This window comes from Leifsonia sp. PARNA 1/14 (assembly GCF_055720965.1).
In genome coordinates this window covers 307,632-320,497 of the sequence record NZ_JBVQSP010000005.1, presented here as the reverse complement: position 1 = coordinate 320,497, position 12,866 = coordinate 307,632, and the positions used below count along the sequence as shown (strand labels likewise).

Below are 12,866 nucleotides of genomic sequence, written 5' to 3'. Positions count from 1 at the left end.
CCCCCCCCCCCCCCCCCCCCCCCTCGCCCCGAAAGGAGATACAGCCACATGGCCGATCCGGCACGGGCGAGGAAGCTCGCCGACAGAATCAAGGTCATCATCGCGAAGAGGCTCGATCGCGGTCTGCGCGACCCGCGCCTGGGCTTCGTGACGATCACCGATGTTCAGGTGACGGGCGACCTCCAGCACGCCACCGTGTTCTACACGGTGTACGGCACCGACCAGGAGCGTGCCGACACGGCCGCGGCACTGCAGGCGGCCACCGGCATGCTTCGCAGTGAGGTCGGCAAGAACATCACCGCCCGGCTGACGCCGACGCTGGAGTTCCAGCTCGACGCCATCCCCGAGAACGCGGCGCACATCGAGGACCTCCTGCGTCAAGCCCACGCGCGCGACACCGAGGTGGCCGGTCTGGCCGCCGGTGCGAGCTACGCGGGCGAGGAGGACCCGTACGTCAAGCCGAGGGACGTCGACGACGAAGACTGACCCGATTCGAGACACGAGAATGACCCGGTGGTGATCCCCCGGGTCATTCTCATGTCCCGGGGAGGTGGGGTAACGAAGCCGGGGCACCCTCGACGGTGCCGCTAGTCTGGCTTCGTGAGTGTGAGAAACAGTGTGCGCAAGAGCCTTTCGCCCGTGATCGGTTCCGAGCGGGTCGACCGCCTTGTGAACGCCGAATCGAAGGCCCGGGCCTCCCTGGCCTCCTGGATCGCGCCGTCCGAGCGTCCTGCAGCCGCGGCCGAGACCGAGGACGCGCCGTTTCCGCTCGCGCCGAACGGCTACCGGATCTACCCGTTCGACGGGTCGCGTTTCCCGGAGCCGACGCTCACCCGCCATGAGTTCCTGACCGGACTGCACCGCGTCCTCGAGCCGCGCGCATACCTGGAGATCGGTGTCGACGACGGCCGCTCCCTGACGCTCTCTCGCACAAAGACGATCGGTATCGACCCGGCCTTCCACATCGTGAGCCCGCTGCATTCCGATCTGCTTCTTGCACGCCAGACCAGTGACGACTTCTTCGACTCCGCGCAGGCCAAGAATCACCTCGACGGCACGCCTCTGGACCTTGCGTTCATCGACGGGATGCACTGGGCGGAGTTCGCCTACCGCGACTTCATCAACGTCGAGAAGCTGGTCAGCCCGCTCAGCGCGATCGTGCTCGACGACATGATGCCGCGCTCGATCCATGAGGCCGCCCGCGACCGCTACACGGACTCCTGGGCCGGCGACGTCTACAAGGTCGTCGAGTTGCTGCGAACGGAGCGCCCCGACCTGATCGTGGTTCCGGTCAACACCTTCCCGACAGGCGTCGTGCTCGTGCTCTCCCTCGACCCGTCGTCGACGGTGCTCGCGGACCGATACGAGAAACTGCTCCCCGCACTGACCTCCGCCGACCCGCAGGACGTCCCGGACCACGTGATCGAGCGCTCCCACGCCGTCGACGGCCGCGAGCTGATCGCCTGGCCGGGTTGGGCCGAACTGCGCGAGCTGCGCGAGCGGCCCCGAGCGGCGGCCGCGCGCAAGAAGCTGCTGGCGTCGTTCGCTGAGACCTTCGTACGCTGAGGTCATGTACGCCGTCTCGTTCTACGACGCCGACCCCGATGCCGGGCCGGAGCACTTCCAGCGGCTGGTCGACACCTACCCGCGCCACAAGGCCTACCTCGACGAGTTCGCGAAGGGCGGCGACGTGCTCATGATCGGCACGTTCGGCGACCCCGCGAGCCAGGGGTCGATGGCGATCTTCCGGTCGAGGGAGGCCGCCGAGCGGTTCCGCGCCGGTGACCCGTTCTGGACAGAGGGGCTCGTGTACCGCTCGCGCATCCTCGACTGGAACCCCGCGGTGTTCGCGGAGGCGTGACTCCGGCGCGTCAGCCGGGGAGTGTGTACCCGTCGCCCTCGGCGACGGCCAGGCCGTCCTCCACGAGCCCGCGCAGCGCGCGCTCCCGCTGCGGGGCGTCGGGCCACACCGCTTCCAGCTCCGCCGGGGTGACCGGGATGTGCGACGCCCGCAGCTCGCCGAGGATGCGGCCGCGCACCTGACGGTCGCTTCCCTCGTACTTCTTCTGCACCGCCTTGCGCGGGCCCTCGTACGCCGGATAGCCCGCCGTCCTCCACGCGCAGCGCTGCGCCAACGGGCAGTCGTGGCAGCGGGGCGACCGGGCCACGCAGACGATCGCGCCGAGTTCCATCATGCCGGCGTTGAACGCCGCCGCCGCGGGGAGGTCGTGGGGGAGGAGCGCCGACATCGCCGCCAGATCACGCCGGGCACTCGGTGGCGGCGGCTCGCCCTGACCGTCGACGGCCCGGGCGATGACGCGGCGGACGTTCGTATCGACGACGGGATGTCGGGCCCCGTAGGCGAAGACGGCCACGGCTCGGGCGGTGTAATCGCCGATTCCCGGCAGGGCGAGCAGCGCCTCCACGTCGTCGGGCACGACACCGCCATGACGTTCGGTGATCGCGACGGCGGCGGCGTGCAGCCAGAGCGCCCGGCGAGGGTAGCCGAGCGACTGCCAGGCGCGCACCGCCTCTCCGGGCGGCACGGCCGCCAGATCGGCGGGCGTCGGCCACCGGGTCAGCCATTCCTCGAGGCGCGGGATCACGCGGGACACCGGCGTCTGCTGCAGCATGAACTCGCTGACGAGCGTGCCCCACGCGGTGAACCCGTCGCGTCGCCACGGGAGGTCGCGCCGATTGGCGCGGTACCAGTCCACCACCGTGGAGGCGAACGTCTCGGGCATGCTTCGAGGCTACCGGCTCGCCCGTGCCCGCTGACGGCTTATGCTCATCGCATGATGCTGCCTCCGACTCCGCGGGTGCTCGCGCTGCGCGAGATCGTCGGGGAGGTGCGCTCGCTCGCCTCCCGGGGGCGCGTGATCGTCGCCGTCGACGGAGGCGGGGGCACGGCCGCATTCGCCGACGACCTCGCCGCGGTGTTCCGGGAGGCCGGCTCCGACACGCATCGTGCGTCCGTTGGCGACTTCCATCGCTCGCGTGCCGATCGCACGCTGCTCGGCCCGGAGACGCCGACGGGCTACTACCGCGACGCCTTCGACTACGTCACGCTGCGGCGCGTGCTGATCGACCCGTTCCGGATGGCGGGCAGCACCGGTTTCCAGACGGCGGCGTTCGACGAGGCGCGCGACGTCCCCGCAGGGAGCAGGTGGGAGACCGCCGGCCCTGACGCGGTGCTCGTGATCGACGGCGAGTTCCTTCTGCGCCCGGAACTGCGGCGGGAGTGGAACGCGTCGGTGCACCTCGTGAACGCCCCCGAGCGCGCGATCTACGAGGAGGACGCGCGGCCGCGCGATTTCGCGACCATCCTCGTCGATGACTCGGATCCTCTCACGCCCGTTCGCGTGTCGCGAGCCGACGAGGCATGATCGGCGGCGCCGGCGGCGGGTCGATCAGAGCAACGGCTGCAGCCGGCGCGCGACGTCCGCTGGCGCGATGAAGGCCTGGGTGGCCTCCACTTCGTGCACGAGCGCAGTGAGGGCGGCGTTCACGGGCGCCTCGCCGCCGTTCGCCCTGGCCTCTGCGACGACCGCGCCGTTGAGGTAGTCGATCTCGCTCGGCTGGCCGCGGCGGATGCTCTGCAGCGTCGAGCCGGGGTTCGGCCTGGCGCCCATCCGTCGGCGCATCAGCAGCGGCACGGCCTGCGCGATCCAGCGCGGCGCGGAGGCGACGAACCGCAGGATGCGGTCGTCGAGGCCCTGGATGCTGCCGAACCGGACGCCGCGGGCGATACCGACGCGCACCGCCTCCTGGAGGCTCGCGGTGATGATGGGACGCAGCGTGCCGCTACCGAGGGTCTCCTGCGCACTCAGCCCGGTGATGGCGGGCATCGCGTTCACCTGGTTGACCATGAGCTTCGTCCACTGGCAGCCGATGAAGTTGTCGACGGCGAAGCTCGGCATGGCGGCGTCGAGGATGTGCGCGGCGTCCACGGCCGGCTGCGGCGGCTCGCCGTCCCCCGCCCCGAGGTACGTGTTGGCCGTGGTCGTCACGCTGACCCGGCCGGGGGAGAGGTAGCTGGCGGCGTAGAGCGCGAGCGCGCCGACGCAGTCGGAACCGGGCAGCAGCTCGGTCGCCAGCCGGAGGCCCGCGAGCCCGTTCTGCACGACGACGACGGTGATGCCGTCGAGGAGTTCGGCGTTCTCTCGGATGGCTGCTTCGGCGTCCTGCGCCTTGGTGCAGAGGAACGCGAGCTCGGGGCGGGTCTGCAGTCGCTCGGCCGCCGCGACGCGCGCGGCGTGCGTGCCCCAGCCGCCGTCGAGCCGCAGCCCGTCGGCGCGGATCGCCGCGAGGTGGTCGCCGCGGGCGGTGACCTCCACGAGATGTCCGACGCGGTCGAGCAGCGTCGCGACCGTCCCGCCGATGGCTCCTGCTCCGATCACGCCGATACGCACGGGCTCCAGCCTATGCCGTGGCGTCGCAGGGGACGGTTCGTCCGGACGCGCCGTCACGGTGTGGGCTGTGACGGCGCGTCGGGACCGATGGGCGGAGGTCAGTCGGCGAGGACGGGGGTGGGTTCGGCAGTGGCCTCGGCCGCGGCGGCGGGCGGGAGGTCGACGGCCGCGGCCTCGTCGTGCGTGACGGCGGCGGCCAGGGCTGCCGCGCGGCGGCGGCTCGGCAGGGCGAGCGCGATCACCGCGGCGATGGCGAGCGCGCCGGCCCCGACCCAGACCGCCGGGATGGCCGCGTCGACGTAGCCGGTCGGCGTCAGCGTGCCTCCCGCGCCGGTGAAGACGGCCGTGAGCACGGCCACGCCGAGGGCGACGCCGATCTCACGCAGGGTGGAGTTGGCGCCCGACGCCTTGGCGTGGTCGGCCGTGCGCATGTTCGCCAGCACCGCGGTCGAGCTCGGCGCGAAGACCAGGCCCATCCCGACCCCGGCGAGCAGGAACGGCGGCCACATCTGGGAGTACGGCAGGTCGGCGGAGAGGGTGCCCGCGATCCAGGCCATGGCGCCGGCCAGGAACACGAGCCCGATCACGATCGGGAGGCGCGTCCCCGTGCGGCCGGAGACCAGGCCGGTGAGCGGCGCCACGACCATCGGCGCGAGCGTCCACGGCATCGTCATCACTCCGGCCTCCAGCGGGGTGTGCCCCTGCACGACCTGGAGGAACTGGATGAGGATGAAGATCGCGCCGAAGATGCCGAAGCTGAACGTCATGCCGACCAGGTTGGCCACTGTGAAGCTCCGGTCGCGGAACAGCCGCAGCGGCAGCAGTGGGGCGGAGGTGCGCGACTCCCAGAACACGAACGCGATCAGGAGCGCGCCGCCGGCGATCAGGGAGAACAGGACCTCCGCGCTGTCCCAGCCCGCGTCGTTGCCGCGGACGATCCCGTAGACCAGCCCGAGCACGCCGGGGGCGGCCAGCAGGAGGCCCACGACGTCGGCGCGGACCCGGTCGCCGAAGCTGTTCGGGAGCGCGAGCAGCACGAGCGGCACGGCGATCACGCCGAGCGGCACGTTGAGCCAGAAGATCGCCTGCCAGTTCCAGCCCTGCACGACGGCGCCGCCGATCAGCGGGCCGAGGGCGACGCCGAGGCCCGAGATGCCTCCCCAGATGCCGATCGCGGCCGGTCGCAGCCGCTGGCTGACGCTGCCGGCCAGCAGCGTGAGCGACAGCGGGAGGAGCGCTGCGGCGCCCGCGCCCTGCACGGCGCGGGCGGCGATGAGCATCCACGGCTCGGTCGCCAAGGCGCTGGCCGCGCTCGCCAGGGTGAACACGATGATCCCGCCGAGGAACACCGAGCGCCGGCCGAGCCGGTCGCCGAGGCCGACGGCCATCAGCATGAGCGTCGCGAAGCTGAGCGTGTACGCGTTGACCACCCACTGCAGTTCCTCGATGGAGGCGCTGAGATCGCGGGCGATGACCGGCAGTGCGCTGGTGACGACGAGGTTGTCGAGCGTCGCCATGAACATGGGGAGGGAGGCCGCGACGATCGCGAGCCAGACGGGGATGCGGCGCAAAGGACGAAGAGCAGCGCCTGCGGTACCGGAGCGGGTAGTGGTCATGGGACGCATCGCTTCCTGGAGGATCGGGTGAATTCGGTAGTAATCGAATGATTACATCGAACTCTAGTAATCGACTGATAACCTGTCAACCATGAGTTCCGCGATCAGTGAACGGATCCCCTCGGCCGAGCGGCGCGAGCAGATCCTCGGTGCGGCGAGCCTCGTCTTCGGGGAGCGCGGCTACTTCGGCGCCACGACCGACCAGATCGCGAAAGCGGCCGGCATCAGCCAGCCCTACGTCGTACGCATGTTCGGCAGCAAGGAGAACCTCTTCGTGGAGGTGCTGCAGCGCGCGCTCGACAAGCTGATGGCGAGCTTCCAGAGCACGATCGACGGCTGGAAGGCCGACGGGTCGCCGATCGGCGAGAACGGAGCCGTGGGCGAGCACCACGAGATCGGCCGCCGGCTCGGGCTCGCGTACGTCAATCTCATCGAGGACCGCGGCATCCTCCTGTCGCTGATGCAGGCGTTCGGGATGGGCAACGACGCCGTCATCGGGGAGCGCGCCAGGGAGGGCTTCCTCGCCATCTACAAGATGGTCCGCGACCAGGTCGGCTTCTCGCCCGACGAGGCGCGCACCTTCCTCGCCGAGGGCATGCTCCTGAACACCCTCCTCGGCCTCAAGCTGCCCGCGGAGTACGGCAAGGATGTCTGCGCCACCGAGATCATCGAGTCCACGTTCCGCACCAAGCTGCAACTGGTCCTCGACGTCGCCGGCGAGAACGCATGACCGGCAGCGGTCTCATCCTGGTCGACAAGCCGGGAGGCTGGACGAGCCACGACGTCGTCGCGCGCGTGCGCCGGCTGGCGGGCACCCGCAAGGTCGGCCACGCCGGAACGCTCGACCCGATGGCCACCGGGCTCCTCATCCTCGGCCTCAATTCGTCGACGCGGTTGCTCACCTACATCGTGGGCACCGACAAGGAGTACCTGGCGACCATCCGGCTCGGCGCCACGACGACCACGGACGACGCGGAGGGCGAGGTGACGGCTGAGGCCGATGCGGCCACGGTCGCCGCGGTGACCGACGACGCGATCACGAGCGGGGTCGCCGCCCTCACCGGAGAGATCGAGCAGATTCCGAGCTCGGTCAGCGCGATCAAGGTCGACGGCAAGCGGGCGTATGCGCGCGTACGGGCGGGGGAGGAGGTCGTCCTCCGGCCGCGGGCGGTCACGATCGAGCGGTTCGACCTCCTCGAGACGCGCCGCCTGCCCGGCGACGACGCACCGGTCGCGATCGAGCTGGACGTGCGCGTCGTCTGCTCGTCCGGCACCTACATCCGGTCGCTTGCGCGCGACCTCGGGGCCGGGCTGGGCGTCGGCGGCCATCTGACGGCCCTGCGGCGCACGCGCGTCGGCCCGTTCGATGTGCGGGACGCCGGCGAACTCGATAGCCTCGATCCCGGTGCCGCACTGATCCCCGCCGCCCAGGCGGCCACCGAGCTGTTCGAGAGGCTGGAGCTGACCGACCAGCAGGCGATCGACCTCACCCACGGTCGCCGCATCCACGTCGCGGATCGGGAGGGCGATTCGGGCGCACCGGTCGCGGCCATCGCCCCGGGCGGCGCCCTGGTGGGACTCGTCGAGTTCCGCGGAAAGGAAGCCAGGACGCTCGTGAACTTCCCCACCGACGAGATCGCCTCCGCATGATCGAGTGGTTCGTGGCGCTGCAGGTCGGCGTCGCCGTGATCGCCGGCGTGCTCTGCCTGGTGCTCGGCCTCGCCGGGCGCGTGCCGGGAGACCTCACGATGGGGGCAGTGGCACTGGTCGAGCTGCTCCTGATCGTCCAGCTGGTGATGGCCATCATCGCGCCGCTCGCCGGCAACCCTCCCACCGGCAGCCTGGCCGAGTTCTACATCTATCTGGTCTCAGCCCTGCTCCTCCCGCTTGCCGGAGGGTTCTGGGCCTTGATCGAGCGCAATCGCTGGAGCACCGTCATCCTCGGCGGCGTGTGCCTGGCCATCGCGGTCATGGTCTACCGGATGGGGCAGATCTGGTTCGTCCAGGGCGCCTGAACGGGCGGGGCAGAGGCGGCCGACGCCATCGACACGGCGCGAATAGAATCGGTAGCGATGTCACACCACACCATGTCCGCGCGCGAGCGCACCGACGGCCAGCGACCGCGGCGCCGCATCTCCGGCGTCGGGCGCGTCCTCGTGTTCGTGTACGGCGTGCTGGCACTCGCAGCCACCGGTCGCAGCGTCTTCCAGATCATCGACCGCTTCCACGAGGCGCCGGTGGCGTTCTCGCTGTCCGCCCTCTCGGCGGTGGTCTACATCGTCGCTACGATCGCGCTCGTGGCTCCGGGCGCGGTCTGGTACCGCGTGGCATGGATCACGATCAGCTTCGAGCTGGCCGGAGTGCTCATCATCGGCGCACTGAGCCTGTTCGCGCCGGAGGTCCTCGGCCTCCACGACATCGACCCGTTCGGGCGCGACGCGACGGTCTGGTCGGTCTTCGGGATGGGCTACCTGTTCATCCCGCTCGCGCTGCCGATCCTCGGCCTGTTCTGGCTGTCGAAGCACCATCCGGCACCGGACGGCTCCGAACACTCCGGCGCCACCGACGACGGGCCGCGTTCGTGAAGGTCTTCGACTCCGTCGCGGAAGTGCCGGACGGGTTCGGGCCGAGCGCCGTCACGATCGGCAAGTTCGACGGCGTGCACACCGGCCACCGTGCCGTGATCGAGCGCCTGCGCGCCGTCGCCGCAGAGCGCGGTCTGACCGCGACGGTCATCACCTTCGACCGCAACCCGTTGGAACTCCTGGCGCCCGAGAAATGCCCGGCGTCGCTGGTGAGCAACCGGCAGAAGCTCGAGCTTCTCGCCGAGACCGGCGTCGACGCGACGCTGATGGTGACCTTCGACCGCGCGCTCGCCGACCTCTCGCCCGAGGAGTTCGTGCACCGCATCCTGGTGGACCGCCTGCACGCGGCCGCGGTCCTCGTCGGGAGCGACTTCCGCTTCGGCGCCAAGGGCGCGGGCGACGTCGCGATGCTGAGGTCGCTGGGCGAGCGTTACGGCTTCATGGTCGAGCTGATCGATGACGTTCGCCCGGAGCACGGCCGCCGGGTCTCGTCCACCTGGATCCGCGACCTGCTGGCCGACGGAGATGTGGGGCACGCGGCCGAATTGCTCGGCACCGTGCCGACCGTGCGCGGCGTCGTCGTGCACGGTGCCGCGCGGGGCCGCGAGCTGGGCTTCCCCACGGCCAACCTGTCTCCCGAGAACGAAGGTCTCATCCCCGCCGACGGCGTGTACGCCGGCTGGCTCACCGACGACGACGGCACGCGGTACCCCGCGGCGATCTCGGTCGGCAACAACCCCACCTTCGAAGGCGTTCCGCAGAAGCAGGTGGAGGCCTACGTCCTCGACCGCGAGCTCGACCTCTACGGGCACACCGTCGATGTCGCGTTCGCCGAGCGGATCCGCGGCATGGTGGCCTACTCCGGCATCGAGCCGTTGATCGCCCAGATCGCGGCCGACGTCGAGGACGCGCGCCGAATTCTGACCGCAGAGCGCGCGTGACGTCGGAGCGGCCCGCGACCGCAGGGCAGACGCCCCGACCGCTCTGGCACGGGCGTGCGATCGCGCTGCTGGGCATCCTGCTGGTCGCGGCCAACCTCCGCACCGCGGTCGCCGCGCTGTCGCCGATCTTCTCGGAGATCCGGGCCGAGTTCCCCGTGTCGGCCGTCGGCGTCGGCCTGCTCGGGATGCTTCCGCCGGTCTGCTTCGCGCTGTTCGGGCTCCTCGCGCCGGTGTTCACACGCCAACTCTCGCTGGAGACGGTGCTGCTGATCGCGCTCGGCGTGATGCTGGCCGGCCACGTCCTCCGGGCGACGGCCGGCTCGTTCGCCGTGCTCGCGATCGGCTCGGCCGTCACGTTCGCGGGCATGGGCGTCGGCAACGTCCTCCTGCCCCCGCTGGTGAAGCGCTACTTCCCGGATCGCATCGGCCTCGTGACGGCGCTGTATGCGACCGTGATGTCGCTGAGCACGCTGATCCCGCCGCTGGTGGCCGTGCCGGTGGCCGATGCCGCGGGCTGGCATGTCTCGGTGGGGATGTGGGCGCTGATGAGCGTGCTCGCCATCCTTCCCTGGCTGCGCATCGTCGTCACTCATCGGCCGGCGCATCCTTCGCACGACGTGGAGGTCGAGGAGGCCGACCATTCGCTGGTCGCGCGTGTCTGGCGCTCGGGCCTCGCCTGGGCGATGGCGGTGGTGTTCGCCGTGTCGAGTCTCAACGCGTACGCGATGTTCGCGTGGCTGCCGCAGATCGTTCACGACGTCGCGGGGACGCCGCCCGCGGAGGCGGGCGCCCTCCTGTCGATCTACGCGGGCATGGGGATCCCAGCGGGGCTGCTGGTGCCGCTGCTCGCTGCTCGGATGCGCAACGTCGCCGTGCTCGTCTACGCGGGCGTCGCGTTCTTCCTCGCCGGCTACGCGGGACTCATCCTGGCGCCGGGCACGGCGACCTGGCTGTGGGTGTCGTTCGCGGGCCTCGGGCCGCTGCTCTTCCCGCTGTCGCTCGTGCTGATCAACGTGCGCACGCGCACGCACGCGGGCTCGGTGGCGCTGAGCGGCTTCACGCAGGGGTTGGGCTACACCCTGGGAGCGCTCGGACCACTGGCCGTGGGCGTCCTGCACGAGGTGACCGGGGGCTGGACGGTGCCGCTGCTGGTGCTGACCGCGACCGCGCTCACCGCCGCCGCGGCCGGGGCGGTCGTGGCGCGCCCGGTGCCGCTCGAAGACCGCTGAAGCGACCCGACTGCTCATTTGAGCGGGCCGTGCGCAAGCGTTGCACGCCGTCCTAAGCTGGTCGGGTGGCCCTGAACGATACCGACGAGATCCTCGCCGTCAAAGCCGCAGAACTCTATTACGAGGCCGGCAAGACCCAGGACGAGATCGGCGTCGCCCTCAACGTCTCGCGCTGGAAGGTCGGCCGGTTGCTGGTGGCGGCGCGCGAGCACGGCTTCGTACGCATCGAGATCGTGCACCCCAGCGCGCGCCGCTTCTCGCTGGAGCGTGAGCTGTGCGGGTTCTACGGGCTCGACGACGCCGTCGTCGTGCCCGCCGCCGAGTCCGACTCCGACGTGCAGGCGCGCGTCGCCCAGGCCGCAGCCGACTACCTGACCACGCTCCGACCGGTGCCGCGCACGCTCGGCGTGAGCTGGGGCCGCACGCTGCACGCGGTCGCCGCCCGATTGCGACCGGGCTGGGCCGTCGGCGTCAACCCGGTGCAGATCAACGGGAGTGTGTCGAGCACCCGCCAGGCGACCGCCGCAGCCGACACCGCCGTGGTGATCGCCCGTAAGGCGCAGGGCACCGCGACGCTCCTCCCGAGCCCGGCGATCTTCGAGCACGCGGCGACGCGCCGTGCCATCGAGGCCGACCGGTCGGTGCAGTCGGTGCTCGAGCTGGCCCGCAGCGCCAGCGCCTACCTCTTCAGCGCGGGCGTCGTCGACACCAGCTCGGTGCACGTCGACTCGGGCTACCTGTCGTCGGACGACGTCCTGGCGCTGGCCGGCAGGGGCGCCGTCGGCGATGTCGTCGGTCGCTTCATCGACGGCGACGGGCAGGTGGCCGATCCCGAGCTCGACGGCCGCACGCTCGGGATCAGCCTCGACGAGCTGCGAAACGCTCGCACCTCCATCGCCGTGATCGCGGGGGAGGCCAAGCACCGCGTGGCCCACGCCGTGGTCGCCAGCGGGCTGTGCACCACGATCATCACCGACGAGTCGACGGCGAACGACCTCCTCGGCCGCACCGTGCCGAGTGAAAGGAACGAACTCACATGACCATCGAGACCACACCGCCCGTGCGCACGCTCGCACCGGCGGCCCGCGCCGTGGAGGTGCTGGGCGGCGACCTCACCGAGGGATCGCTCCGGCGCTACCTCGGCGGCATCCCCGGCGTCGATGCCGTCGGGCTGGAGCAGCGCGCTGCCGGACTCGGCACCCGCTCCATCAAGACCACCAGCAAGGCCTGGGCGCTCGACAAGGTGATCGAGCTCATCGACCTCACGACGCTCGAGGGCGCCGACACCCCGGGCAAGGTGCGCTCGCTCGTCGCGAAGGCGCTCACGCCCGACCCGAGCGATCTGACCGCGCCGCGGCCTGCCGCGGTCTGCGTGTACGGAGACATGGTCCCGTACGCGGTGGAGGCGCTCGGCGCCGCGCACGCCGGACGCGTCGCCCGCGAGACGGGTCAGGCCGGCGGCATCAACGTCGCGGCCGTCGCGACCGCGTTCCCGAGCGGTCGCGCCTCCCTCCCGGTCAAGCTCGCCGACACGGCCGACGCGGTCGCCGCCGGGGCGGACGAGATCGACATGGTCATCGACCGCGGCGCGTTCCTCTCCGGCCGCTACGGCCTCGTCTTCGACGAGATCGTCGCCGTCAAGGAGGCCTGCCGCCGCGACGACGGCAGCTACGCCCACCTCAAGGTGATCCTCGAGACCGGCGAGCTGAACACGTACGACAACGTCCGCCGGGCCTCCTGGCTGAGCATCCTCGCCGGCGCCGACTTCATCAAGACGTCGACGGGCAAGGTCTCGCCGGCCGCGACGCTGCCGGTCACCCTCCTGATGCTGGAGGTCGTGCGCGACTGGCACCACCTCACCGGCGAGGAGATCGGCGTGAAGCCCGCGGGCGGCATCCGCTCGTCCAAGGACGCCATCAAGTACCTCGTCACCGTCGCCGAGACGGTCGGCGAGCGCTGGCTGCAGCCGCACCTGTTCCGGTTCGGCGCGTCCAGCCTCCTGAACGATGTGCTGCTGCAGCGCCAGAAGCTGCGCACCGGCCACTACTCCGGCGCCGACTACGTGACGATCGACTGAGACGGA

The 12,866-nt window shown here is 71.0% G+C and carries 15 protein-coding genes; 12 read left to right on the top strand and 3 right to left on the bottom strand.

The window, feature by feature from the left end:
- Positions 1-48 precede the first annotated feature (48 nt).
- The 3 genes from rbfA to AC0HS0_RS15215 all read left to right on the top strand — a co-directional run bounded on the left by rbfA (position 49) and on the right by AC0HS0_RS15215 (position 1,861).
- Entirely contained in the window at positions 49-486 is a 438-nt protein-coding gene (gene rbfA, locus AC0HS0_RS15225) for a 30S ribosome-binding factor RbfA (RefSeq protein ID WP_472964899.1), read from the top strand.
- 114 nt (positions 487-600) lie between these two features.
- On the top strand, positions 601-1,566 hold the full coding sequence (locus tag AC0HS0_RS15220; RefSeq protein WP_472964898.1) for a class I SAM-dependent methyltransferase: 966 nt from the start codon (positions 601-603) through the stop codon (positions 1,564-1,566).
- Between the two features lie 4 nt (positions 1,567-1,570).
- Complete coding sequence (locus AC0HS0_RS15215) at positions 1,571-1,861, top strand: YciI family protein (protein ID WP_472964897.1); 291 nt, start codon at positions 1,571-1,573, stop codon at positions 1,859-1,861.
- A gap of 10 nt (positions 1,862-1,871) precedes the next feature.
- Here the strand turns inward: AC0HS0_RS15215 and AC0HS0_RS15210 are convergent, their stop codons facing one another.
- The gene (locus AC0HS0_RS15210) at positions 1,872-2,744 is read right to left on the bottom strand and encodes an HhH-GPD family protein (RefSeq protein ID WP_472964895.1); all 873 of its coding nucleotides are present in this window, start codon (positions 2,742-2,744) and stop codon (positions 1,872-1,874) included.
- Between the two features lie 51 nt (positions 2,745-2,795).
- Here AC0HS0_RS15210 and AC0HS0_RS15205 point away from each other — a divergent pair, with 51 nt between their 5' ends.
- Entirely contained in the window at positions 2,796-3,386 is a 591-nt protein-coding gene (locus AC0HS0_RS15205) for a nucleoside/nucleotide kinase family protein (protein WP_472964894.1), read from the top strand.
- A 24-nt stretch (positions 3,387-3,410) separates the two neighbouring features.
- Here the strand turns inward: AC0HS0_RS15205 and AC0HS0_RS15200 are convergent, their stop codons facing one another.
- A complete protein-coding gene (locus AC0HS0_RS15200) occupies positions 3,411-4,412 on the bottom strand; it encodes a ketopantoate reductase family protein (RefSeq protein WP_472964893.1) in 1,002 nt (333 codons plus the stop codon).
- 98 nt (positions 4,413-4,510) lie between these two features.
- Positions 4,511-6,028, bottom strand: a complete 1,518-nt coding sequence (locus AC0HS0_RS15195; protein WP_472964891.1) for a DHA2 family efflux MFS transporter permease subunit — start codon at positions 6,026-6,028, stop codon at positions 4,511-4,513.
- A gap of 91 nt (positions 6,029-6,119) precedes the next feature.
- On the opposite strand from AC0HS0_RS15195, the gene AC0HS0_RS15190 reads away from it, so the two are divergent.
- The 8 genes from AC0HS0_RS15190 (at position 6,120) to deoC (ending at position 12,860) form a co-directional block, all read left to right on the top strand.
- Positions 6,120-6,758, top strand: coding sequence for a TetR/AcrR family transcriptional regulator (locus tag AC0HS0_RS15190; RefSeq protein ID WP_472964890.1), 639 nt, complete (start codon positions 6,120-6,122; stop codon positions 6,756-6,758).
- A complete protein-coding gene (truB, locus tag AC0HS0_RS15185; RefSeq protein WP_472964889.1) occupies positions 6,755-7,678 on the top strand; it encodes a tRNA pseudouridine(55) synthase TruB in 924 nt (307 codons plus the stop codon). Before AC0HS0_RS15190 ends, truB begins: the two co-directional genes overlap by 4 nt.
- On the top strand, positions 7,675-8,043 hold the full coding sequence (locus AC0HS0_RS15180) for a hypothetical protein (RefSeq protein ID WP_472964888.1): 369 nt from the start codon (positions 7,675-7,677) through the stop codon (positions 8,041-8,043). The genes truB and AC0HS0_RS15180 overlap by 4 nt, the downstream gene beginning before the upstream one ends.
- 57 nt (positions 8,044-8,100) lie before the next feature.
- Positions 8,101-8,613, top strand: coding sequence for a hypothetical protein (locus AC0HS0_RS15175; protein ID WP_472964887.1), 513 nt, complete (start codon positions 8,101-8,103; stop codon positions 8,611-8,613).
- On the top strand, positions 8,610-9,554 hold the full coding sequence (locus tag AC0HS0_RS15170; protein WP_472964886.1) for a bifunctional riboflavin kinase/FAD synthetase: 945 nt from the start codon (positions 8,610-8,612) through the stop codon (positions 9,552-9,554). The genes AC0HS0_RS15175 and AC0HS0_RS15170 overlap by 4 nt, the downstream gene beginning before the upstream one ends.
- Positions 9,551-10,783: an MFS transporter gene (locus tag AC0HS0_RS15165; RefSeq protein ID WP_472964884.1), complete on the top strand. Its 1,233-nt coding sequence runs from the start codon at positions 9,551-9,553 to the stop codon at positions 10,781-10,783. Before AC0HS0_RS15170 ends, AC0HS0_RS15165 begins: the two co-directional genes overlap by 4 nt.
- Positions 10,784-10,848: 65 nt before the next feature.
- Positions 10,849-11,823, top strand: coding sequence for a sugar-binding transcriptional regulator (locus AC0HS0_RS15160; protein WP_472964883.1), 975 nt, complete (start codon positions 10,849-10,851; stop codon positions 11,821-11,823).
- Positions 11,820-12,860, top strand: a complete 1,041-nt coding sequence (deoC, locus tag AC0HS0_RS15155) for a deoxyribose-phosphate aldolase (RefSeq protein WP_472964881.1) — start codon at positions 11,820-11,822, stop codon at positions 12,858-12,860. The genes AC0HS0_RS15160 and deoC overlap by 4 nt, the downstream gene beginning before the upstream one ends.
- The last annotated feature ends 6 nt before the right edge of the window (positions 12,861-12,866 follow it).